23 protein-coding genes and 1 tRNA gene are annotated in these 21514 nt (G+C 71.7%); 17 read left to right on the plus strand and 7 right to left on the minus strand.

The window, feature by feature from the left end; translation table 11 throughout:
* The first annotated feature begins 26 nt into the window (after positions 1-26).
* Positions 27-632: a 2-hydroxychromene-2-carboxylate isomerase gene (locus tag AC5JJ1_RS07195; protein WP_495784430.1), complete on the plus strand. Its 606-nt coding sequence runs from the start codon at positions 27-29 to the stop codon at positions 630-632.
* A complete protein-coding gene (locus tag AC5JJ1_RS07200) occupies positions 632-2941 on the plus strand; it encodes a xanthine dehydrogenase family protein molybdopterin-binding subunit (protein WP_495784431.1) in 2310 nt (769 codons plus the stop codon). Before AC5JJ1_RS07195 ends, AC5JJ1_RS07200 begins: the two co-directional genes overlap by 1 nt.
* Here AC5JJ1_RS07200 and AC5JJ1_RS07205 read toward each other — a convergent pair.
* The 3 genes from AC5JJ1_RS07205 to AC5JJ1_RS07215 form a co-directional block, all read right to left on the minus strand.
* Positions 2934-3380: an RrF2 family transcriptional regulator gene (locus tag AC5JJ1_RS07205; RefSeq protein ID WP_495784432.1), complete on the minus strand. Its 447-nt coding sequence runs from the start codon at positions 3378-3380 to the stop codon at positions 2934-2936. The two genes, AC5JJ1_RS07200 and AC5JJ1_RS07205, sit on opposite strands and share 8 nt — an antisense overlap.
* Before the next feature lie 104 nt (positions 3381-3484).
* The gene (locus AC5JJ1_RS07210; RefSeq protein WP_495784433.1) at positions 3485-4195 is read right to left on the minus strand and encodes a cold-shock protein; all 711 of its coding nucleotides are present in this window, start codon (positions 4193-4195) and stop codon (positions 3485-3487) included.
* Between the two features lie 173 nt (positions 4196-4368).
* Positions 4369-5769 carry a helix-turn-helix domain-containing protein gene (locus AC5JJ1_RS07215; protein ID WP_495784434.1) on the minus strand — a complete coding sequence of 467 codons (1401 nt, stop codon included), beginning with the start codon at positions 5767-5769 and terminating at the stop codon, positions 4369-4371.
* Between the two features lie 145 nt (positions 5770-5914).
* On the opposite strand from AC5JJ1_RS07215, the gene aceA reads away from it, so the two are divergent.
* Complete coding sequence (gene aceA, locus AC5JJ1_RS07220; RefSeq protein ID WP_495784435.1) at positions 5915-7270, plus strand: isocitrate lyase; 1356 nt, start codon at positions 5915-5917, stop codon at positions 7268-7270.
* A gap of 55 nt (positions 7271-7325) precedes the next feature.
* Positions 7326-7520, plus strand: a complete 195-nt coding sequence (locus AC5JJ1_RS07225; RefSeq protein ID WP_495784436.1) for a hypothetical protein — start codon at positions 7326-7328, stop codon at positions 7518-7520.
* 199 nt (positions 7521-7719) lie between these two features.
* On the opposite strand, the gene AC5JJ1_RS07230 is transcribed toward AC5JJ1_RS07225, so the two are convergent.
* Positions 7720-8703, minus strand: a complete 984-nt coding sequence (locus AC5JJ1_RS07230) for a threonine ammonia-lyase (protein WP_495784437.1) — start codon at positions 8701-8703, stop codon at positions 7720-7722.
* A 42-nt stretch (positions 8704-8745) separates the two neighbouring features.
* Complete coding sequence (locus AC5JJ1_RS07235) at positions 8746-9075, minus strand: hypothetical protein (protein ID WP_495784438.1); 330 nt, start codon at positions 9073-9075, stop codon at positions 8746-8748.
* A 181-nt stretch (positions 9076-9256) separates the two neighbouring features.
* Between AC5JJ1_RS07235 and AC5JJ1_RS07240 the strand changes: the two genes are divergently transcribed.
* From AC5JJ1_RS07240 to AC5JJ1_RS07270, 7 genes are all read left to right on the plus strand, one after another.
* A complete protein-coding gene (locus tag AC5JJ1_RS07240; protein ID WP_495784439.1) occupies positions 9257-10618 on the plus strand; it encodes an ABC transporter substrate-binding protein in 1362 nt (453 codons plus the stop codon).
* Between the two features lie 52 nt (positions 10619-10670).
* Positions 10671-11612 (plus strand): carbohydrate ABC transporter permease, encoded by a 942-nt coding sequence (locus AC5JJ1_RS07245; RefSeq protein ID WP_495784440.1) that lies wholly within the window; start codon positions 10671-10673, stop codon positions 11610-11612.
* Complete coding sequence (locus AC5JJ1_RS07250; RefSeq protein WP_495784441.1) at positions 11612-12508, plus strand: carbohydrate ABC transporter permease; 897 nt, start codon at positions 11612-11614, stop codon at positions 12506-12508. The genes AC5JJ1_RS07245 and AC5JJ1_RS07250 overlap by 1 nt, the downstream gene beginning before the upstream one ends.
* An 8-nt stretch (positions 12509-12516) precedes the next feature.
* The gene (locus AC5JJ1_RS07255; RefSeq protein WP_495784442.1) at positions 12517-13620 is read left to right on the plus strand and encodes an ABC transporter ATP-binding protein; all 1104 of its coding nucleotides are present in this window, start codon (positions 12517-12519) and stop codon (positions 13618-13620) included.
* Between the two features lie 32 nt (positions 13621-13652).
* A complete protein-coding gene (locus tag AC5JJ1_RS07260; RefSeq protein WP_495784443.1) occupies positions 13653-14738 on the plus strand; it encodes a malate/lactate/ureidoglycolate dehydrogenase in 1086 nt (361 codons plus the stop codon).
* Positions 14735-15487, plus strand: coding sequence for a hypothetical protein (locus tag AC5JJ1_RS07265; RefSeq protein ID WP_495784444.1), 753 nt, complete (start codon positions 14735-14737; stop codon positions 15485-15487). The genes AC5JJ1_RS07260 and AC5JJ1_RS07265 overlap by 4 nt, the downstream gene beginning before the upstream one ends.
* A 65-nt stretch (positions 15488-15552) precedes the next feature.
* The gene (locus AC5JJ1_RS07270) at positions 15553-16527 is read left to right on the plus strand and encodes a Bug family tripartite tricarboxylate transporter substrate binding protein (protein ID WP_495784445.1); all 975 of its coding nucleotides are present in this window, start codon (positions 15553-15555) and stop codon (positions 16525-16527) included.
* 3 nt (positions 16528-16530) lie between these two features.
* On the opposite strand, the gene AC5JJ1_RS07275 is transcribed toward AC5JJ1_RS07270, so the two are convergent.
* The gene (locus tag AC5JJ1_RS07275; RefSeq protein ID WP_495784446.1) at positions 16531-17118 is read right to left on the minus strand and encodes a TlpA family protein disulfide reductase; all 588 of its coding nucleotides are present in this window, start codon (positions 17116-17118) and stop codon (positions 16531-16533) included.
* A 1-nt stretch (position 17119) separates the two neighbouring features.
* Between AC5JJ1_RS07275 and argH the strand changes: the two genes are divergently transcribed.
* The 6 genes from argH (at position 17120) to AC5JJ1_RS07305 (ending at position 21265) form a co-directional block, all read left to right on the plus strand.
* Positions 17120-18547 (plus strand): argininosuccinate lyase, encoded by a 1428-nt coding sequence (gene argH, locus AC5JJ1_RS07280; protein WP_495784447.1) that lies wholly within the window; start codon positions 17120-17122, stop codon positions 18545-18547.
* Between the two features lie 66 nt (positions 18548-18613).
* Positions 18614-18784, plus strand: coding sequence for a hypothetical protein (locus AC5JJ1_RS07285; RefSeq protein WP_495784448.1), 171 nt, complete (start codon positions 18614-18616; stop codon positions 18782-18784).
* Positions 18785-18836: 52 nt separating this feature from the next.
* The gene (locus tag AC5JJ1_RS07290; protein WP_495784449.1) at positions 18837-19712 is read left to right on the plus strand and encodes an MBL fold metallo-hydrolase; all 876 of its coding nucleotides are present in this window, start codon (positions 18837-18839) and stop codon (positions 19710-19712) included.
* Between the two features lie 46 nt (positions 19713-19758).
* Positions 19759-20067, plus strand: a complete 309-nt coding sequence (locus AC5JJ1_RS07295) for a non-heme iron oxygenase ferredoxin subunit (RefSeq protein ID WP_495784450.1) — start codon at positions 19759-19761, stop codon at positions 20065-20067.
* Positions 20064-20315 carry a hypothetical protein gene (locus AC5JJ1_RS07300; protein WP_495784451.1) on the plus strand — a complete coding sequence of 84 codons (252 nt, stop codon included), beginning with the start codon at positions 20064-20066 and terminating at the stop codon, positions 20313-20315. Before AC5JJ1_RS07295 ends, AC5JJ1_RS07300 begins: the two co-directional genes overlap by 4 nt.
* Positions 20315-21265 (plus strand): 1-phosphofructokinase family hexose kinase, encoded by a 951-nt coding sequence (locus AC5JJ1_RS07305; protein WP_495784452.1) that lies wholly within the window; start codon positions 20315-20317, stop codon positions 21263-21265. Before AC5JJ1_RS07300 ends, AC5JJ1_RS07305 begins: the two co-directional genes overlap by 1 nt.
* Before the next feature lie 53 nt (positions 21266-21318).
* On the opposite strand, the gene AC5JJ1_RS07310 is transcribed toward AC5JJ1_RS07305, so the two are convergent.
* Positions 21319-21395, minus strand: a tRNA-Met gene (locus AC5JJ1_RS07310).
* Between the last annotated feature and the right edge of the window lie 119 nt (positions 21396-21514).

Below are 21514 nucleotides of genomic sequence, written 5' to 3' on the forward strand. Positions count from 1 at the left end.
TGTCCCATAGCCGGAGGAGCGCCGCCATGAGCCTGCATATCGACTACTACGCCTCGCTGAACTCGCCATGGACGCATCTCGGCGCGGCGCGGATCGAGGCGCTGGCGGCGCAGCACGGCGCGAGCCTCCGCATCTGGCCGGTCGATTTCGGCACCATCTTCGCCGGCTCCGGCGGACTGCCACTGCCGAAGCGCAGCCCGCAGCGCCAGGCCTACCGGCTGCAGGAGCTGGCACGCTGGCGGGAGGCGCTCGGCATCCCGATCCACATCAAGCCGAAATTCTTCCCGGCCAAGGAGCTGCCAGCCGCCTGCTGCGTGATCGCGGTGCGGGAGACGATGGGCGATGCGCCCGCCATCCGCCTCGCCCATCGCGTGCTGAAGGCCTGCTGGGAGGATGAGCTGGATCCGGGCGACGACGCGACGCTGGCGCGGCTGATCGAGGAGGCCGGGCTCGACGGGCCGGCGGTGCTCGCCCTTGGGCAGGAGCCGCGCTGGGCGGAGATGCGCGCCGCCGACAGCGAGCGGGCGCTGGCCCGCGGCGTCTTCGGCGCCCCCGCCTATGTCATCGGCGAGGACATCTTCTGGGGCCAGGACCGGCTGGAATTCGTCGCCCGCCGGCTGGCGCGCGGCTGATGCCGGAGGGCGAGGCGGGCCGCTCCGTCCGGCGGCGGGAGGACAGGCGCTTCCTCACCGGCGAGGGGCGCTATGTCGCGGACATCGCCGTGCCCGGCGCGCTGCATGGCGTGGTGCTGCGCTCGCCGCATGCGCATGCGCGCATCCTCGGCCTCGATGCCGCGGCGGCGCGGGCGATACCCGGCGTCCGCCTGGTGCTCACCCATGCCGACCTCGTGGCGGAGGGCATCGGCCCCCTGCCCTGCCCGGCCGTGGTGGCAACCGTGAAGCCGATCATCATCCCGCCCCGCCATGCGCTGGCCGGCGATGCGGTGCGGCATGTGGGCGAGCCGGTCGCCTTCGTCGTCGCCGAGACGGCGGCGGAGGCGCGCGATGCCGCCGAGGCCATCGCCGTGGCGTACGAGACGCTGCCGGCCGTGGTCGAGAGCCGCGCGGCGCTCGCCCCCGGCGCGCCGCAGATCTGGCCCGAGGCGCCGGGCAACGAAGCCTTCCGCTTCGAGCGCGGCGACAGGGAGGCGGTCGAGGCCGCCTTCGCCGCGGCGGCGCATGTGGTGGAGCTCGACCTCGTCAACAACCGCGTCCATGCCGCGCCGATCGAGCCGCGCGCCGCCGTTGCCCGCTGGGACAGGGCGCGCTTCGACCTGATGCTGAGCGGCCAGGGCGTCCATGGCATCCGCCGCCAGCTTGCCCGCGACGTCTTCCACCTGCCGGAGGAGAATTTCCGCCTGCATTGCCCCGATGTCGGCGGCGGCTTCGGGCTGAAGAACTTCCTCTTCCCCGAATATGTCTGCCTGCTGCTGGCGGCGCGGCGCCTCGGCCAGCCGGTTAGTTGGACGGCAGACTACACGGAGGAGTTCCAGGGCGCCGTCCATGCGCGCGACCTGCGCGGCCGGGCGCGCCTCGCCCTCGATGCCGGGGGGCGGTTCCTCGCCCTGCATGCCGACCTCGCGGCCGATCTGGGCGCCTATTGCTCCTCCCACGGCCCAGCCTGCCCGACCAATTCCGTCTCGACGGCCATCGGCGGGGTCTATGCCATCCCAGCCATACGGCTCGAGGTGACGGGCGCCTTCACCAACAGCACGCCGGTCGATGCCTATCGCGGCGCCGGCAAGCCGGAGGCCAATTACCTCACCGAGCGGCTGGTCGAGGCGGCGGCGCGGCAGCTCGGCATGGACCAGGTGGAGCTCCGCCGGCGGAACCTTGTCACCGCCTTCCCGCATCGCAGCGCGCTCGGGATGCTGATGGATACCGGCCGCTTCGCCGACAACCTCCGGGAGCTGGAAGCGCTAGCCGACCGCCCCGGCTTCGCCGCCCGCCGGGCGGGGAGCAAGACCCGCGGCAGGCTGCGCGGCCAGGGTATCGCCTGCTTCCTTGAGACCGCGCGCGGGGCGCCGCAGGAATGGGCGGCGGTGCGCTTCGCGGCCGATGGGATGGTCGAGCTTTGCCTCGGCACCCAGTCGAACGGCCAGGGGCACGAGACGAGCTTCCCGCAATTCGCCGCGGCGCATCTCGGCCTGCCCGCCGAGCGCTTCCGGCTGGTGCAGGCGGATACCGCCGTGGTGCCCTTCGGCAACGGGCATGGCGGGGCGCGCTCGCTCCATGTCGGCGGCACGGCGCTGGTGATGGCGATGGAGGCGGTGCTGGAGAAGGCCCGGCCGGTCGCCGCCCATCTGCTGCAGGCGGCGCCCGAGGCGCTCGACTATGCCGAGGGCCGCTTCCTGGTCCGGGGGACGGAGCGTAGCGTGGCGCTGGAGTCCGTTGCCGAGGCGGCGCGCGACCCGGCCAGCCTGCCCGAGGGCACCCCGCCCGGGCTGGATGCCGAGGCGATGAACCTCTCGGAGCTCGTCACCTTCCCCTCCGGCGCCCATTGCGCCGAGGTGGAGGTCGATCCGGAGACCGGGCAGGTCGCGCTGCTGCGCTACCAGGCCGTCGACGACTACGGGCGTCTCATCAACCCGCTGCTGACCGCGGGCCAGGTGCAGGGCGGCCTCGCCCAGGGCATCGGCCAGGCGCTGCTGGAGGAGGTGGCCTATGAGCCCGGCTCCGGCCAGCTCCTCGCCGCCTCCTTCATGGACTACTGCATCCCCCGCGCCGAGGACCTGCCGCCGCTCGAAGTCACCTTCGGCGAGCTGCCGACCCTGTCCAACCCGCTCGGGGTGAAGGGCTCCGGCCAGGCGGGGGCGATCGGCGCGCCGCAGACCGTGGTGGCGGCGGTGCTGGATGCGCTGGCGCCGCTCGGCGTCACCCATCTCGACATGCCGCTGACGGCGGAGAAGGTGTGGCGCGCGATCCAGGCGGGGGTCAGATGACGAAGTTCAGCGGCTCCACCACCGGCCGCTTCACCCCGGCCGCGGCGGCGCGCTTGATGAGGTCGGCGACGGTCAGCTTGGTGAGGTGGTCGCGGCAGAGCCCCTCCAGCTCGCTCCAGAGCGGCGCCACCACCGCGGCCTGCAGCCGGCCCTGCGGCGCATCCGGCGTGCCATCCTCGTCGAGGGCGGTGGAGACGATCTCGGCGAGGCGCAGGTCGCGCGGCGGGCGGCCGAGCCGGTAGCCGCCCTTCGGCCCGCGGATGCTGTCCAGCAGGCCGGCACGGGAGAGGGATTGCAGCACGGGCTCGATGCCCCGCCGGGCTTGGCCCAGGCGCTCGGCGATGTCGGCGGCGCTCACCGCCTCGCTGCGCCCCGCATGGAAGGCAACGTCGAGCATGATGGCGATGGCGGTCATCGCCCGTTCGCGCCGCAACAGCATCCGCACACCCTCCCCGGCGATTCAACGCCTTGGGACCGTGATATGCCGATGCGCCACGAGGGGCAAGGCCCGGGCCGCGCGAGGCGGCCCGGGTTAATTCACGCTTAGTCGCGCGTGAGCGTCGCCGCCTCGGGGCCCTTCTTGCCCTGGACGACCTTCATCACCACCGCCTGGCCCTCGGCCAGCGGGGTGAGGCCGCTGCGCTCCAGCGCCGTGGCATGGACGAAGACGTCGCGCCCGCCGCCCTCGGGGGAGACGAAGCCGAAGCCCTTCTCCGGGCTGTACCACTTGACGGTGCCGCGCATCTCCTGCGCGTCGCCCTGCGGCATGAAGCCACCGCCACCGCCGCCAGGGGCACGCGGCGGACGCGGGCCGCCGAAGCCGCCGCCCCCGCCGCCATAGCCGCCGGCCATGCCGCCGCCGCTGCGCGGCGCCTGGGCCTCGCCGGGGCTGGTGATCTCGATCACCTCGGTCACCTGCTGGCCCTTCTGCCCCGGCCCGACGCGGACGCGGAGCCCGGCACCCGGGTTCACCGCATCGCTGCCGGCGCGCTGCAGCACCGAGACATGCAGGAAGGCATCGCCCGAGCCATCACCCAGCTCGACGAAGCCGAAGCCCTTCTCCGGGTTGAACCACTTCACCGTCGCCTTCAGCTCCGGCCCGGAGGCGAAGACGGACGGCGTGCGGGCCATGGGCGGACCGCCGCTGGAGAAGTTGGGGGGCGGCGGTGCCCAGCCGCCCGGGAAGTCGGGTGTGTCGTCGTCGAAGCCGCGCTTGCGGGGCTTACGGGGGCGCCAGCTCTCGTTCTTGGCCATATCGGAAACTCTTCGGTGCTCCTTAAGCCATGCCCCTTCCTTGGTGCACGGCCCGCCGCCCCGGTCCGTGGGGAACCGAGGTCTGGCGATTGGCAAAACTCGCGGTACAGCGAGCCGCGGTCAAGGGGCAGTTCGGCGCAAGAGCGATGACAGGACGATAAATCGACCGAGCCTCACCCCCTCGGCGCGCTGAACTGGTAGGGCGCGGCCGTCGTCACCAGCGGATCGAGCGCCAGGCGGTGCTCCAGCGGCGGGAAGGCGCGGCTGCGGCAATCCAGCCGGTCGCAGAGCCGGCAGGACAGGCCGATCCCGACCATCGCCTTCTCCAGGTCGAGCCCGTCGCCATAGACCACCTCCGGCGCGCGGGAGAGGTCGCAGCCCATGGCGACGACCTGCACCGCCGCCGGCTCGCCCCAACGCGTCGGCGCGCCGTGCACCGTGCGGGCGAAGCAGAGGAAGGTGCCGCCATCCGGCAGTTGCGCCAGCTGCACCCGCACCTGGCCCGGCATGGCGAAAGCGTGATGTACGATCCATTTCGGGCAGCTCCCGCCGAAGCGGGCGAAGGGAAAGCCGGCCGCACTGAAGCGCTTGTCGACATTCCCGGCCGGGTCGACGCGGAGGAAGAAGAAGGGCACGCCCCGCGCCCCCTCGCGCTGCAGGGTGGTGAGGCGGTGGCAGGCCTGCTCGAAGGAGACGCCGAAGCGCGCCGCCACCGCCTCCACATCGTGACGCAGGCTACGCGCGGCGCCGGCGAAGGCGGCATAGGGCATCAGCAGCGCGCCGGCGGCGTAATTCAGCAGGCCGATGCGGATGAGTGCGGCCGCCTCCGGGCTCGAGGGCTCGAAGCCGCCGAGCGCGGCCTGCACCGCCTCGCTGGCCTCCAACAGCATGAGCTGGAAGGCGAGGTGAAAGCCTCGGCTCTCCCGCGGCAGGGATTCCGAGAGGTCGAGCCGCCGGCCCTGCGGGTCGTAGCGCCTCAGCGCGCCGGGCAGCGGGCCGACGACAACGGTGAGGCCGTGGCGCTCGCGCAGCCGCTGCGCGACGGCATGGTTCATCTCGGAGGGCAGCGTGGTGCGCATCTCGGCGGCGATCGCCTCCGCCGCCGCCTCCAGCACCGGGAAATGGTTGGCGCGGTCATGGAAAAAGTCGCGCGCCTCCTCGGTCGGCAGCAGCAGGCGGCGGCCGGTCGGCAGCGCGATGCCGCCCGAATCCTCCCGCGCCACGCGCCAAGCGCGGTAGAGCGCCAGCATCGCCCGCCCGGCATGCGGCGCGCTGCCGGCGATGGTGGCGATCTCCTCCTCCGGCACCTCGTCGAGGCCGAGCAGCGGGTCTGACAGCACCTCACGCAGCCCCGTCTCCAGCGCCTTCTCGCGGATGCCGGAGAGCGCCGCGATGTCGACCTGCAGCGCCTCGGTCAGCTTGATGAGCAGGCTGGCGGTGACGGCACGCTGGTCGTGCTCGATCAGGTTCAGGTAGCTGGCGGAGATGCCGAGCCGCGCGGCGAGCGCCTGCTGCGCCAGGCCCTTCTCCTGCCGCAGGCGGCGGATGGTGCGACCGATCAAGGGACGCGACACGCTTCACATCCTTTACAAAAACCACTCCGATCCTGTGCGAATCTCGACAGGTTTGCAGCGTTTTACCGCATCTAGCCGCTGAACTTCGGGCCGACAATGTGAATTATTCACTCGTCCGACGAGACGTGATGGACTGGAGAACCGAATGCCTCAGCTTCCTGCCCCCTGCTTCGCGCCCGATGGCAGCCATGGGGGCGAGCGGCCCGATCCGGGCCGCTTCGAGGGCATCCGCCGCGACTACACGCCAGCCGATGTTGCCCGCCTCGCCGGCAGCTTCCGCATCCAGCACACGCTGGCCGATATGGGCGCGCGCCGCCTCTGGCAGCTGCTGAAGACCGAGCCCTACGTGAACACCCTCGGCGCGCTCACCGGCATGCAGGCGCTGCAGCAGGTGAAGGCGGGGCTGAAGGCGATCTACCTCTCCGGCTGGCAGGTGGCGGCGGACGCCAACACCGCCGGCACCATGTATCCGGACCAGTCGCTCTATCCCGTCGACAGCGTCCCCAACGCTATCCGCCGCATCAACAACGCGCTGCGCCGCGCCGACCAGATCGCGGTGCAGGAGGGCAAGGGGGATGCGACGCACTACATGGCGCCGATCGTGGCGGATGCGGAGGCCGGCTTCGGCGGCGCGCTCAACGCCTATGAGCTGATGCGCGCCATGATCGATGCCGGCGCCGCCGGCGTGCATTTCGAGGACCAGCTGGCCTCCGAAAAGAAGTGCGGCCATCTCGGCGGCAAGGTGCTGGTGCCGATCCAGCAGCATATCCGCACGCTGAACGCCGCCCGCCTTGCCGCCGATGTCGAAGGTGTCCCCACCGTCCTCCTCTGCCGCACCGATGCGGAGAGCGCGCAGCTGCTGACCGCCGACATCGACGAGCGCGACCGGCCCTTCATCACCGACGAGCGGACGCCCGAGGGCTTCTTCCGCATCCGCCCCGGCATGGGCAAGCAGTATGCGATCGCCCGCAGCCTGGCCTACGCGCCTTACGCCGACCTGCTCTGGTGGGAGACTTCGGACCCCGACCTGCAGGATGCGCGCGACTTCGCGGAAGCCATCCAGCGCGAGTTCCCCGGCAAGATGCTCGCCTACAACTGCTCGCCCAGCTTTAACTGGCAGCGGAAGATGGGGATCGAGGCGGCGACGAGGTTCCAGCGCGAGCTGGGCGCCATGGGCTACAAGTTCCAGTTCGTCACGCTGGCTGGCTTCCACAGCCTGAACCTCTCCATGTTCAAGCTGGCGCGCGGCTACAAGGACCGCGGCATGGGCGCCTACTCGGAGCTCCAGCAGGCGGAATTCGCGGCCGAGGCGGAGGGCTTCACCGCCATCCGGCACCAGCGCGAGGTGGGCGTCGGCTATTTCGACGCGGTCGCCACCACGGCGGGCGGCGGCCAGTCGAGCACCACGGCGCTCGCCACCAGCACCGAGGCCGCCCAATTCCACGACAACCACCACGACCACGATCACGCGCCGGCTCGCGAGCCTGCCCCGGCGAAGTGAGCCCCCGGCCCCGCCTCGTGCGGGGCCCTTCCCCCAACCCAGAGGAAAGCGTCCCATGTCCAACGACGAATACGACGACGGCCTGGTCCGTTCCCATGGCTGGGCGGCCGAGCCGATGCCCTGGCGCGACGAGACCCAGGCCGAGCCGGAGCCGCGCCGCATCGCGCTGGCCGACGAGTGCTACGACGACGGGCTCGTCCACGACCATGGCTGGGCCTGCTCCGAGCGCGGCCGCGAGGCCCATATCTAGCCGACCGGGCCCGCCGTCCGGTTCACCGCCGTCGCCCGGATGACGGCGCCGGGCAGGACGGCGGCAGGGGCGCGCATCGCCCTGGCGCGGGCCACAGCCCCGGACCGTCATGCCGATGGCGGAGGCGCCACGGAGGACATGGCCGAAGCGGGGCCTTTCCCCACCCTCCGTCCGCGGCACCGGCTGGGGCCGCCGGACGTCATCCGCCTGCCTGCAAGGCGCGGGCGAAGACCGCGGCATCGACATTCCCGCCGCTGAGCACGATGCCGCAGCAGCGCCCGCGCGCCGGAAGCTTGCCGGCCAGCAGTGCCGCCAGCGCCACCGCCCCGCCCGGCTCGACGACGAGCTTCAGATGCTCGAAGGCGAAGCGCATGGCGCCGAACACCTCCGCCGGCGTCACCACCAGCCCGCCGGCCAGGAGCCGCCGATTGACTGCGAAGGTCAGCGCCCCCGGCCTGGGCGCCAGCAGCGCGTCGCAGAGCGCGTCGCCCGTGCCGTCATTCGCCAGGCGCTCCCCGGCGGCGAGGCTGCGGCGCGTGTCGTCCCAGCCCTCCGGCTCCACCGCCCAGACCTCCGCCCCGGGCGCCAGCGCCCCCATCGCCAGGGCGCAGCCGGCGACCAGCCCGCCGCCGCCGGTGCAGACGGCAAGCGCATCGAGCGAGAGGCCGGCCGCCCGCGCATCCTCCACCAGCTCCACCGTCAGCGTGCCCTGGCCGGCGATGACATGCGGATGGTCGAAGGGCGGGATGAAGGTGCCGCCCCGCTCTGCCACCAGCCGGGCGGCCAGCGCCTCGCGGTCCACGGCGTGCCGGTCGAAGAGGAGAATCTCGGCGCCCCAGCGCCGTGTCGCCTCGCGCTTGATGGCGGCGCCGTCCGCCGGCATGGCGATCACCGCCGGCATGCCGAGCATCTGCGCCGCGCAGGCCGTTGCCTGGGCATGGTTGCCGGAGGAATAGGTGACGACCCCGCCGGCCCTGGCCTCGGGCGGCAGCTGCAGCGCGGCGTTCAGCGCGCCACGCAGCTTGAAGCTGCCGGTCCGCTGCAGGGGCTCGGGCTTCACCAGGATGGTGCCGCCGGCCAGCTCGTCCAGCAGCGGGTGCCGCAGCATTGGGGTGCGGAGGGTGAGGCCGCGCAGCCGGCTGGCGGCGGCCTCGATGTCGGCGAAGCTTGGGAGGTCCTGCATGCTGCCATGCTCGCCCCCGGGCGGGGCGGCGGCAAGCGGGGCCTAGATGTCGGGGCTGCGCTCCCCCGGCCGCTGGTCGCCCGGCGACTGCTCGCCGAGCCGGCCGCCATTGGTCTCGAGCGCCCGGGTGGCCTTCTCCACCTGGTCCTCCTCGATGAGGAGGGAGACGAGGATGCCCTCGCCGCCGCCATGGCCGCGGTCGAAGCCGTGGTGGTTCTCGCTCCGCCGGTCCTGGGTGCCGGCGGTGGCGTTGTCCGCCCCCGCCGCTTGCACCTGGATGCGGTCGCGGTCGTAGTTGAGCTGCTGCACGAGGGTCTCGACCGCACGCTCGGCTTCCGCGCGGGAGTCGAACAGGCCGGTGATGGTTCGCATCGGGACGGTCCTTGTGTATCGGATTGTCGCCCAACGGCCGGCCGCCCCCCACGTTCCCGCCACATCCATTGCTCCCCCGTTGTCAGCAGGGCAGGGCTGCGCCACAGTCATGACCGGGACCGGGACAGGTCCGCGACAGGGTCAGGGCGGGCCGCCCCGCCCGCTGGGAAGGACGACAAGGATGGCAGACAAGGGAATGACCCGGCGCGGGGCACTGCGCTCGGGGGCTGGCGTGATCGCGGCGGGGGTGCTTTCGGCACCCATGGTCCACGCCCAGGGCACGGGCGGCAACCTGCGCGTCGCCTTCTGGGACCACTGGGTCCCGACCGGCAACGACGCCATGCGCGCCCTGGTCAAGGACTGGAGCGACAAGAACCGCGTCGAGGTGACGCTCGACTTCATCAACACCACGGGCAACCAGCTCCAGCTCGCCGGCGCCGCCCAGGCGCAGTCGAAGAGCGGGCACGACATCATCTCCCTGGCACCCTGGGATGTCGGCACCTACGCCCAGGTGCTGGAGCCGGTGGATGACGTCATCGGCCGGCTCGTTGCCAAATACGGCCCGATCAACCCGGTCGCCGAGTACCTGGCGAAGCGCGAGGGCGCCTGGCGCGGCGTGCCGGCGACCTCCGGCACGCAGAACAAGCCGGCCTGCGTCCGCTTCGACCTGATGCAGGAGCATGCCGGAATCGATGTCCGCGCCATGTGGCCGGCTGGCGGCCAAGCCGGGCCGGGCGCCGATACCTGGACCTGGGACACCTTCCTTACCGCAGCGGAGAAATGCGCCAAGGCCGGCTATCCCTTCGGCCTGCCGATGGGCGCCTTCTCCGATGCGGTAGACTGGGTCGGCGCGCTCTTCGCCAGCTACGGCGCCTCGATGATGGACGAGAAGGGCAAGCCGACCGTCCGCAACAACCCGAAGCTGCGCACCGCCGTCGAATTCGCCGTGCGGCTCGCCAAGACGCTGCCGAACGATGTCTGGGCCTGGGACGACGCCTCCAACAACCGGGCGCTGATCTCCGGCAAGTCCGCCCTCGTCTTCAACCCGCCCTCCGCCTGGGCGGTGGCCAAGCGCGACCAACCGCAGGTGGCCGAGAAGTGCTGGACCATCCCGATGCCGGCGGGGCCGGAGGGACGCTTCCTCGCCTACCTGCCCTGGACCTCGGGCATCTGGAATTTCGGCCGCAACAAGCAGACGGCGAAGGCGCTGCTGGAATTCCTCAGCGAGCGCGCCTCGGCCGAGGCGCTGACCAGCAAGACCAGTGGCTACGACATCCCGCCCTTCGAGAGCATGAGCGACTTCAAGATCTGGGAGACCGAGGGCCCACCGGTCGGCACGGTCTTCAACTACCCGCTGAAGCCGCACCACAAGGCCAAGCCGTCCATCGCCTTCGCTCCCGCGCCGGGTGAATTCGCCGCGCAGATGTACGTCCAGGCGCTGAACACCAAGGTCATCGCCCGCGTCGCCCAGGGCGGCGAGTCCGTCGACCAGGCGCTCGGCTGGCTGGAGCGTGAGTTGACGACGATCGTCCGCGGCGGCTGACGATCAAGGGCGGGCGGCCACTGCCGTCCGCCACTTTCAGGGAGGATTGAGCATGGCCGCGGACGGCACCCTCGTCGCCGGCGCACCGGCCCCGGCTACCACCGGGCGCGCCAATACGATGCAGCGCTTCGCCCGGCGCCGATCGACCATCGCCTTCTTGATGGCGCTGCCGCTGATCGCGCTGATCGGCGGCCTCGTGGTCTATCCGGCCGGCTACGCCATGTGGCTCTCGACGCTCAACCGCAGGATGACGGCCAATATCGGCCTCGGCAATTTCGAGATCCTGCTGGAGAGCGACACCTTCTGGATGGTGATCTGGCAGTCCTGCATCTTCGCTGTGGGCGCGGTGATCGCCAAGGCGCTGATCGGCTTCTGGCTGGCGCACATGCTGCACCACATCCCGGCCAAGGGGCAGCGGAAGTGGCGCGGCATGCTGCTCATCCCCTGGGTCATCCCGCCGGCGCTGTCCACGCTCGGCTGGTGGTGGATGTTCGATCCCTCCTATTCCTCCATCAACTGGCTGCTGAACATCTTCGCGGTGCCCGCCGTGCCCTGGCTGGGCGAGCCCTGGTGGGCGCGCTTCTCGGTCATCCTGGTGAATGTCTGGTACGGCTCGCCCTTCTTCATGATCATGTACCTGGCGGCGCTGAAATCGGTGCCGGACCAGCTCTACGAGGCGGCCGCCATCGACGGCGCCACGGGCTGGCAGGGGCTGCGCTACGTCACGCTGCCGATGATGCAGAACATCATCTCGATCACCGTGCTGTTCAGCCTGATCGTGACCTTCGCCAACTACGACATCGTCCGGGTGCTGACCAATGGCGGGCCGCGCGACCTGACGCAGGTCTTCGCCTCCTACGCCTTCCAGGTCGGCATTCTCTCCGGCAACCTGCCGCGCGGCGCGGCCGTGAGCCTCTTCATGTTCCCGGTGCTCGCGGTCTTCGCCTTCTTCATCCTCCGCGGCATCAACCGCCGCAACAAGGAGCAGATGTGATGTCCGCCAGCACCGCGAGCACCATCGCCTCCTATACCGGGAAGAAGCTCGGCAGCCTCAGGTCGGAGCGCCGCTGGGCGCTCTGGACCGCCTATGCCTCGCTGATCGTGGCGACGATCATCTTCCTGGCACCCCCCTTCTACATGCTGGTCACCAGCCTGAAGAGCAGCGCGGAGATCTCGAACCTCTCGGGCAATCCGTGGATTGTCCGGGCGCCGACGCTCGAGAACTACATGGAGCTGATCGCCAACCCGCTGTTCCGTGGCTTCTTCTTCAACAGCGTGGTCATCACCCTCTGCGTCGTCGCCATCTCCATGGTGATCTCGGTGCTGGCGGCGTTCTCGCTGGCGCGGATGAAGTTCTGGGGCAGCCAGGCGCTGGCGACCGGCGTCTTCCTCACCTACCTGGTGCCGGACACGCTGCTCTTCATCCCGCTCTACCAGATCGTGGGTGGCCTCGGCCTGCTGAACTCGATCTGGGGCTTGATCCTGATCTATCCGACGCTGACGGTGCCATTCTGCACCTGGATCATGATCGGCTACTTCGCCTCCATCCCGAAGGAGCTAGACGAGGCGGCGCTGATCGACGGCGCCGGCTGGATGCAGATGCTGACCAAGATCTTCATCCCCGTCGCGCTTCCTGGGATCATCGCGGCGACGATCTTCGCCTTCACCGTCTCCTGGGCGGCCTTCGTCTACCCGACGGCCTTCGTCACCACGCCGGAGCACATGCCGCTGACCATCGGCGTCGTCTCCCAGCTCATCCGCGGCGACACCTTCGCCTGGGGGCAGATCATGGCGGGCGCGCTGATGGCGGCCCTGCCGCCGGTCATCGTTTACGCCTTCCTCATGGACTACTACATCGCCGGCCTGACCGCCGGCGCGACGAAGGGATAAGCCGCGCCATGGCACAGGTGCACCTCCGCAAGGTCGTCAAGGAATACGAGGGCGGCGTCCAGGCCGTGAAGGGGATCGACCTCGACATCGCCGACCATGAGTTCGTGGTGCTCGTCGGCCCCTCCGGCTGCGGCAAGTCGACGACGCTGCGGATGATCGCGGGCCTCGAGGAGATTTCGGGCGGCGAGATCGATATCGGCGGCACGGTCGTCAACGACGTGCCGCCGCGCGACCGGGACATCGCCATGGTGTTCCAGAACTACGCGCTCTACCCGCACATGACCGTCTACGACAACATGGCCTTCGGCCTCACCCTCCGGAAGTTCGACAAGGGCGAGATCAGGCGCCGGGTCGAGAATGCGGCCAAGATCCTCGACATCGGCATGCTGCTCGACCGCAAGCCGAAGGCGCTCTCGGGCGGCCAGCGGCAGCGCGTCGCCATGGGCCGTGCCATCGTGCGGGACCCGAAGGTGTTCCTGTTCGACGAGCCACTCTCCAACCTTGACGCCAAGCTGCGCGTGCAGATGCGGACCGAGATCAAGAAGGTCCACCAGACCGTCCGCACCACCACCGTCTACGTCACCCACGACCAGGTGGAGGCGATGACGCTCGCCGACCGCGTGGTGGTGATGAACCACGGCAATATCGAGCAGGTCGGCCCGCCGCAGGAGCTCTACCACCACCCGCGGACGCGCTTCGTCGCCGGCTTCATCGGCAGCCCGTCGATGAATTTCATCCCCGCCCGGCTGGAGGAGGCCGGCTCCGGCCTCGTCGTCCGCATGACGGAGCGGGCGGTGCTGCCGGTGCCGGCCGCCCGCGCCGCCCGCTATCAGCCGTATGTCGGCCAGGAGTTGCTGTTCGGCATCCGCCCGGAGCATCTGACCGAGCCGCACCCGAACGAGCACCGGCCGAACATCGCCCATTTCGAGGCCGCGCCCGAGGTTGTCGAGCCGATGGGGATGGAGACGCTGCTGCATTTCTGGGTGGAGGGGCATGAAATCTGTGCCCGCTTCGACCCGGCGGTGGAGGTGGCACCCGGCCGGGTGGCCGCCATGGCGGTCGACATGGACCAGATGCACCTGATCGACCCGAAGACGGACCTCGTCCTGTAGCCGAGGCCGGATCGAGGGGCTAGGATCGCCGCATGGCAGACTACCAACCGGTGCTGATCGGCGCCGAACTCCTCGCCGCCCTCGTCGGCAACATCTTCCGCGCCAATGGCTGCGAGGCGGCCGAGGCGGACCGCATCGCCGAGCACCTGCTCGGCGCCAACCTCGCCGGGCATGACAGCCATGGCGTGGCGCGCGTGCCGCGCTATGTCGACTGGCAGCAGGCCGGCTATGTGGTGGCCGGGCAGCAGGCGGAACTCGTCACCGATGGCGGCGCCTTCGCCCTGCTCGACGGGCATTACGGCTTCGGCCAGACCGTGGCGCCGCAGGCAGTGGCGCTCGGCATCGAGCGGGCTCGGCAGCACGGCACCGCCATCATCGCCCTGCGCAATGCCGGGCATGTCGGCCGCATCGGCGCCTATGCGGAGCAGGCGGTCGCGGCCGGGCTGATCTCCATCCATTTCGTCAACGTGGCCGGCAGCGTGCTCGTCGCCCCCTTCGGCGGGACGGAGCGGCGCTTCTCCACCGCGCCCTTCAGCGTCGGCGTGCCGACTGACCCGCCCGTGGTGCTCGACTTCGCCACCTCCCATGTCGCCGAGGGCAAGGTGCTGGTCGCCTCCAATGGCGGCAAGCCGCTCCCGCCGGATGCGCTGATCGAGCCGGACGGGACGCTCTCGGGCGACCCGCACACGCTCTATGGCGACTACCCCCCGGTCGGGCCGCGCAACCCGTCGGGCGGGCTCGGCGCCATCCGCGCCTTCGGCGAGCACAAGGGCTCCGGCCTTGCCTTCATGTGCGAGCTGCTGGCAGGCGCCTTCACCGGGGGCGGCTGCTCCGGCCCGGTCGATGCGCGCGGGCGCATCGCCAACGGCATGCTGTCGATCTACATCTCGCCGCGGCATTTCGGCACCGAGGCAGCCTTCAAGCAGGCGGCGGAGGAGTATGTCACCTGGGTGAAGTCCTGCCGGCCGGCCAAGCCCGGCGGCGAGGTCCTGGCCCCCGGCGAGACCGAGGCGCGGCTGAAGGCGGAACGCCTCGCCCATGGCGTGCCGCTGCAGCCGGATACCTGGGCCGGCATCGTCGCCTGCGCCCGCAAGCTCGGCGTGACCGTCCCGAATTGAGCGACGCCGACCTGACCCCAGCCGCGCGCTATGGCCGCTATGCGGCCATCCGCCGGCGCATCCTCACCGAGGCCTCGAAGCGCATCCCGCTGGCAAGCCTGGCGCAGCAGGCGCGTGCCCTCTCGCTCTGGGACGGCAAGCAGGTGGTGCCGGCCGACCCGATGCAGCTTGCCGTGGTCTTCGACCTCGCCGTGCTCGACCTGCTCGGCGACCACACCCGCGCCATCGAGCGCCAGGCCCGCGCCGAGGCCGCGTTGCCCGGCAGCGAGGAGCACCGCCTGCTGGAGGCGCTGATGGCCGCCTCCTTCGGCCTCTGGCGGATCCTCGGGCCGAATGCGGAGGGCGGCGTCCGCGCCGAGAGCTTCCCGGATGGCCAGCCCCTGGTGATCTGGGACCGCTTCCTCGACCGGGAGCGGGCACCGGGCGCGCTGGTCGGCGCCCGCCTCGCCCGGCCCGACGAGGACCTGCCGATGACCTGCGGCGCCGTCGTCTCGCTCGACAGCCGGGCGGTGGAGCGGCTGCTGCTCGGGACGCCGCCGCAGCGCGGCCCGGTCATCCCCACCCTCCCCCTGCCCGATGACGGGCCGGCGCTGCAGCGGCTGGTGGCTGAGCCGGCAGCGCGGCTGCGCCTCGCATCGCTCGCCGGCAGCCCGGGCTTCGCGGCGGCGGTCTACCGCACCGCGATCGATCTCGGGCTGATGGGGCCGGTCATCGGCCGCACGCCGCCGGAGGCCATGCCCGCAGGCTGAGCCGCTTGCCCCGCCGCGGCGTCCCGCTACTCTCCCCGGCAACGAAGTCCGGGAGAGAATGATCCATGCGCCGCCTGCTGCTTGCCCTGCCGCTCCTGCTGGCCGCCGGCCAGGCCTGGGCCTTCCCCGACCGCCCGATCACGCTGGCCACCGGCTATGCGCCGGGCGGCTCCACCGACATCGCCGCGCGGCTGCTGGCGGACCGGCTGGCGGCCAATCTCGGGCCGGAGGCGCGGGTCGTGGTGGAGAACCGGCCGGGTGCCGCGGGCATCGTCGCCAGCGACTGGCTGCGGCGGCAGGCGCCGGACGGGCACACCATCATGCTGGTCGAGAGCTCCTCCCACGCCATCGCCCCGGCGGCGCTGGTGGGCGGCACGCGCTACGACCCGGTGGCGGATTTCTCGCATCTCGGCGTGATCGGCACCGCGCCGCTGGTCCTCATCGTCAACAAGGACTTCCCCGCCCGGACGGCGCCCGAGGTGCTAGAGCGGCTGCGTGCCGCCCCGCCCGAGAGCGTCACCTTCGCCAGCTCCGGCGTCGCCTCCATCCCGCACCTAGCGCCCGAGTTGCTGGCGCTCGACCTCAGGACGCGCTTCGTCCATGTGCCCTATCGCAGCGGCGGGCAGATGCTGACGGCGATCTTCCAGGGCGAGGGGCAGTTCGGCATCGCCGTGCTCGCCTCCGCCGCGCAGCAGGTGCGGGACGGGATGGTGCGGGGCATCGCGGTGACGGGCAGCCGCCGCTTCCCCTCCTTCCCCGATTTGCCGACGCTCTCCGAGGCCGGGGTGCCCGGCTACGACCTCGCCACCTGGAACATCATCCTCGGCCCGTCGGGCATGCCGGCCCCGCTGCAGGCGGCGCTGAACCGGGCGCTGGTTGCCTCCCTCGCCGAGCCGACGCTCCAGCAGAAATTGCTCACCGCGGGCGTCGATGTGTGGACGGCGCCCAACACGCCTGCCGATGCGCGCGCCTTCCTCGAGCGGGAGGTGGCGAAGTTCCGCACCGTGGTGGAGCGGACGGGGGTGAAGCTGGAGCCCTGAGGCTCAGGTCCTCTGCTGGTCCGACGGGGCCGGGGGCGGGCCGACGAGCCGGCGGATCGCGGCCAGCATCTCGGGCGAATCCCAGGGCTGGTCGCCCTCCACCCGCGCCCGCTCGCGCCCCTCGCGGTCCACCACCAGCGTCGTCGGCAGGCCCCGCACGCCGAGCGCCCGGCCCGCCGCCCCGCGCGGGTCGAGCCAGAGGCCGAGCTGGCGGATGCCCTTGTCGCGGTAGAAGGGCTCGACCATCACCTTCCCCCCACGGTCGGAGGAGAGCGGCAGGACCATGATGCCCTCCGCCGCCAGCGCCGCCTGGGCGCGATCGAGCGCCGGCATCTCCGCGACGCAGGGCGGGCACCAGGTGGCCCAGAGGTTGATCAGCAGCCCCTTTCCCGCGAAATCCGCGACGGTGTGCGGCTTGCCCTCGGCATCGGTGAAGGTGAACTCCGGCAGCGGCTTCGGCCCGGACTCGGCCAAGAGGGCGGCTTGTTGGGCGGCGAGGGCTTTGCGCCCGAAGGCGGCTCCCGCTAGGGTCCCGGCCGCCGCCAGAGCCATCGCCCGGCGGGTCGCACGCAGTCCGGAAAGCGCAGCCATCGTGTCAAATCCCACCCCTGGCAACTCCCAATGGGGCGGCCGCTTCGCCGCGGGGCCCTCCGCCATCATGCAGGCGATCAACGCCTCGATCGGCTTCGACCGAAAGATGTGGCGCCAGGACATCCGGGGCAGCCTCGCCCACGCCGCCATGTTGTCCCGGGTCGGCATCATCTCAAGTGCGGACGAGGCGGCGATCCGGCAGGGGCTGGAGGCCATCGCCGCGCGGATCGAGGCCAGGGACTTCCCCTGGGACGAGGCCCTCGAGGACATCCACATGAACATCGAGGCGCGGCTGACCGAGGCCATCGGCGAGGCCGGCAAGCGCCTGCACACCGGCCGCAGCCGGAACGACCAGGTGGCGCTCGATGTCCGCCTCTGGGTGCGCGACGCCATCGACGGCCTCACCGGCCAGATCGAGGACGTGATGCAGGCCCTCGTCGAGCAGGCCGAGGCGCATGCGGCGACCGTGATGCCGGGCTTCACCCATCTGCAGCCGGCGCAGCCGACCACCTTCGGCCACCACATGCTGGCCTATGTCGAGATGCTCTCGCGCGACCGCGGGCGGCTCCTCGATTGCCGCGCGCGCATGAACGAGAGCCCGCTCGGCGCCGCCGCCCTCTGCGGCACCGGCTTCCCCATCGACCGGCAGATGACGGCCGAGGCGCTCGGCTTCGACGGGCCGATGCGCAACAGCCTCGACGCCGTCGCCAGCCGCGACTTCGCCGCCGAATTCCTCTTCGCCTGCGCGATGTGCGCCACCCATCTCTCGCGCCTGGCGGAGGAGGTGGTGATCTGGACCAGCCCCTATTTCGGCTTCGTCAAGCTCTCGGACGCCTTCACCACCGGCTCCTCCATCATGCCGCAGAAGCGCAACCCGGATGCGGCGGAGCTGGTGCGCGGCAAGACCGGGCGCGTCACGGGCGCGCTGATCGGCATGCTGACCATGCTGAAGGGCCTGCCGATGACCTATGGCAAGGACATGCAGGAGGACAAGGAAGGCCTGTTTGACGCCGCCGAGACCATGACCCTCTGCCTCGCCGCGACCGCCGGCATGGTGCGCGACATGCAGCCGGATGCCGCCCGCCTCCGCACGGCGGCCGGCGCCGGCTTCTCCACCGCGACCGACCTCGCCGACTGGCTAGTGCGCGAGCTGAGGATGCCCTTCCGCGACGCCCACCACGTCACCGGCCGCCTCGTCGCCAAGGCGGAGGCGAAGGGCACGGACCTCGCCGGCCTCTCGCTCGCCGAGATGCAGGCGGAGGAGCCGCGCATCGCCGAGGGCGTCTTCGGCGTGCTGACGGTCGAGGCCTCGGTCGCCTCGCGCGCCTGCTTCGGCGGCACGGCGCCGGAGAATGTCCGCCGCATGGCCGCCGAGTGGCGCGAGCGGCTGGAGCGCGACCGCCAAGGGCCGCAACGGCCGGGGGCGTGACCCATGCGGCAGGACAACGGGCCGAGGCATGATCCGCAACCCGCCATCCGTGGGGCATGGCCCGGCATGATCCGGCTGCTGCTGGCCCTGCTTGCCCTGGCGCCGCTCGCGGGCTGCGGCCGGGCCGGGCCGCCGCGGGCGCCGGGGCCGAAGGACCAGATCATCTACCCCCGCTCCTATCCGAGGTGGGAAAAGCTGCCGGTGCCGCCCGATACCACCCCGCCCGCGCGGCGCTGAGCGGGCAACCCGCGCCGCCCCGCTGCCGTTGCTCCTGCCAGGAGGACACGGCATGCGCATCCACCATCTCGATTGCGGCCCGGCCCGGCCCTTCGGCGGCGCCCTCATGGACGGGGCCAGCCCAGGCGCCATCGGCCGCATCAGCTGCCATTGCCTCGCGATCGAGACCGACCGTCACGGCCTCGTGCTGGTCGATACCGGCCTCGGCCTGCGCGACGTGGCGCGGCCCTGGCTGCGCCTGCCCGCCGTGAACGCAGCGCTGCTGCGCTTCCGCCTCGACCCGGACCGCACCATGCTGCGGCAGCTCCGCCGGCTCGGGCATTCGCCGCATGACGTGCGCCACATCGTCATGACCCATCTCGACTTCGACCATGCCGGCGGGCTGATCGACTTCCCCCAGGCGGCGGTGCATGTGATGGCGCCGGAGGCGAAGGCCGCGCGCAGCCGCCGTACCTGGCTCGACCGGCTGCGCTACCGCCCGGCCCAGTGGGGCGATACCGCTCGCTGGCGGACCTATTCCGAGCGCACCACCGACCGCTGGTTCGGCTTCGACGCGGTGGCGGAGCTCGAGGGCCTGCCGCCCGAGATCCTGATGGTGCCGCTGCCCGGCCACAGCGCGGGCCATGCCGGCGTCGCCATCGAGGGGCCGCGCGGCTGGATGCTGCATGCGGGCGATGCCTATTTCAGCCGCCGCGAGGTGCATGAGCGGCTTCCCGGCTGCCCCGCCGGCACCGCCGCCTATGAGCGCTTCATGGCCTGGGACGGGCGCCTCGCCCGCGCCAACCAGGCCCGGCTGCGCACCCTGCTGGCGGAGCCGGATGCCTCGCTGGCCGTCTTCTGCACGCATGACCCGGTGGAGTACGTCGCCCTCTCGATCTGGCAGGGCAACGCCCCCGCCATCCCGCAGCAGGTGGCGAGCGCCGCCTGACGAGGCTAGCCTCCGCCGCCAGAGGTTCAGGAAGGTCCGAACGCCCATGGCCGAATGGCACCGCGTCGCCGAGGAAGGCGACCTCGCCGAGAACATGCCGCTGCCCGTCCGCATCGGCGATGCCTGCATCGCCGTGGTGCGGCTCGAGGATGGCATCTTCGCGGTCAACGACATCTGCACGCATGAATACGCGCTGCTGTCCGACGGCTATTGCGAGGACGGCAAGCTGGAATGCCCGCTGCACCAGGCCTGCTTCGACATCCGCACCGGCGCCGCGCTGAACGAGCCGGCGGAGGTGCCGGTCGCCACCTACAAGGTGAAGGTCGAGGGCGGCGGGGTCTTCGTGGAGGTGTGAGGCCGGGCCAGGGCCGGCGCCACGGGGCCGCGCGGCCGCCCATCGCGCTGCGGGTCGGCGGCGCGGGGCTGGTCACGGGGCTTGGCGCCGCGGAACTCTCGGTGACGCCGCGCGACATTCCGGCGGCATGGGCGGTGCCGCGCGGGCTGGCCGCGTGCGCCCCCGCCTGCGGCGCGGCCGCGCAACTGCGGGAGTTGGAGATGAGGCTCGATGCGATGACGCGGCCGGCGCCGCAGGCGGCCGCCTGATGGCGGCACCCTTCGTCACCCTGTCGCTGAACCCGGCGATCGACCAGACGGTGGAGCTGGACGGGCTGCGCCCCGGCGCCGTCAACCTGGCCCAGGGCGCCACGCGGCACCCGGCGGGCAAGGGCGTCAACGTCGCCGCCTGCCTGGCCGACTGGGGGGCGGCGGTCACGGCGACGGGGCTGCTCGGGGCGGAGAACGACGCGCCCTACCGCGCGCTCTTCGCCGCCCGCGGCATCCAGGACTGCTGCGTCCGCATTCCGGGCGAGACGCGGACCAATGTGAAGCTGCTCGACCGTGCGACCGGCGCCACCACCGACATCAACCTGCCCGGCACCATGCCCGAGCCGGCTGCGCTGGAGGAGGCGCTGGCGGCGCTGCACGTAGCGGTCGGCAAGGGGACGGTCGCCGTGCTCGCCGGCAGCCTGCCGCCGGGCCTCGCCGCCGAGACCTATGCCGATCTCGTCGGCCTGCTGACCGAGCAGGGGGCGCGGGTGGTGGTCGATGCCAGCGGCCCGGCGCTTGCCGCGGTGCTGGACGCGCCGGTCCTCCCCCATGCGGTGAAGCCGAACCGGCATGAGCTCGAGGCCTGGGCCGCCCACCCGCTGCCGGACCGGGCGGCGATGCTGGAGGTGGCGCGCGGCCTCGCCGGACGCGGGCTGCGGCTGGTGGTGGTCTCGCTCGGGGCGGAGGGCGCGCTCTTCGTCACCGCGGGCGAGGCGGTGCTGGTGCGGGCGCCTGCCCTGCCCGCCGCCGCCAGCAGCGTCGGCGCCGGGGATGCGATGGTGGCCGGCATCGCCACCGGCCTCGCCGACGGCCTGCCGCTGGCGGCGCTGGGCTGCCGGGCGGTCGCCTTCGCCGCGGCCAGGCTGCAGAGGCCGGAGGCGCAGCTGCCCGGACGGGCGGAGGTGGAAGCGATCGCCGCCTCCCTCACCGCCGAGCCGGCGGCGTAGGAACCGGGTCGAGCACCGTCCGGGACGGGCGCGGCGGGCTGGCGCGAAGGGGATGGTACCTGAGGCCGGACTTGAACCGGCGACCCCGGCATTATGAGTGCCGTGCTCTAACCAGCTGAGCTACCCAGGCGCGGCCGGGGATATGACGAGTTTCGGGCCGGGATGCAAGCCCGGTGGCGTCCGGATCGAGGAGAGTCTATAGCCCCCGGATGTTGGACCGACCGGCCGTTGCCGAAGCTACTTATATCT

Source organism: Belnapia sp., from assembly GCF_059504005.1.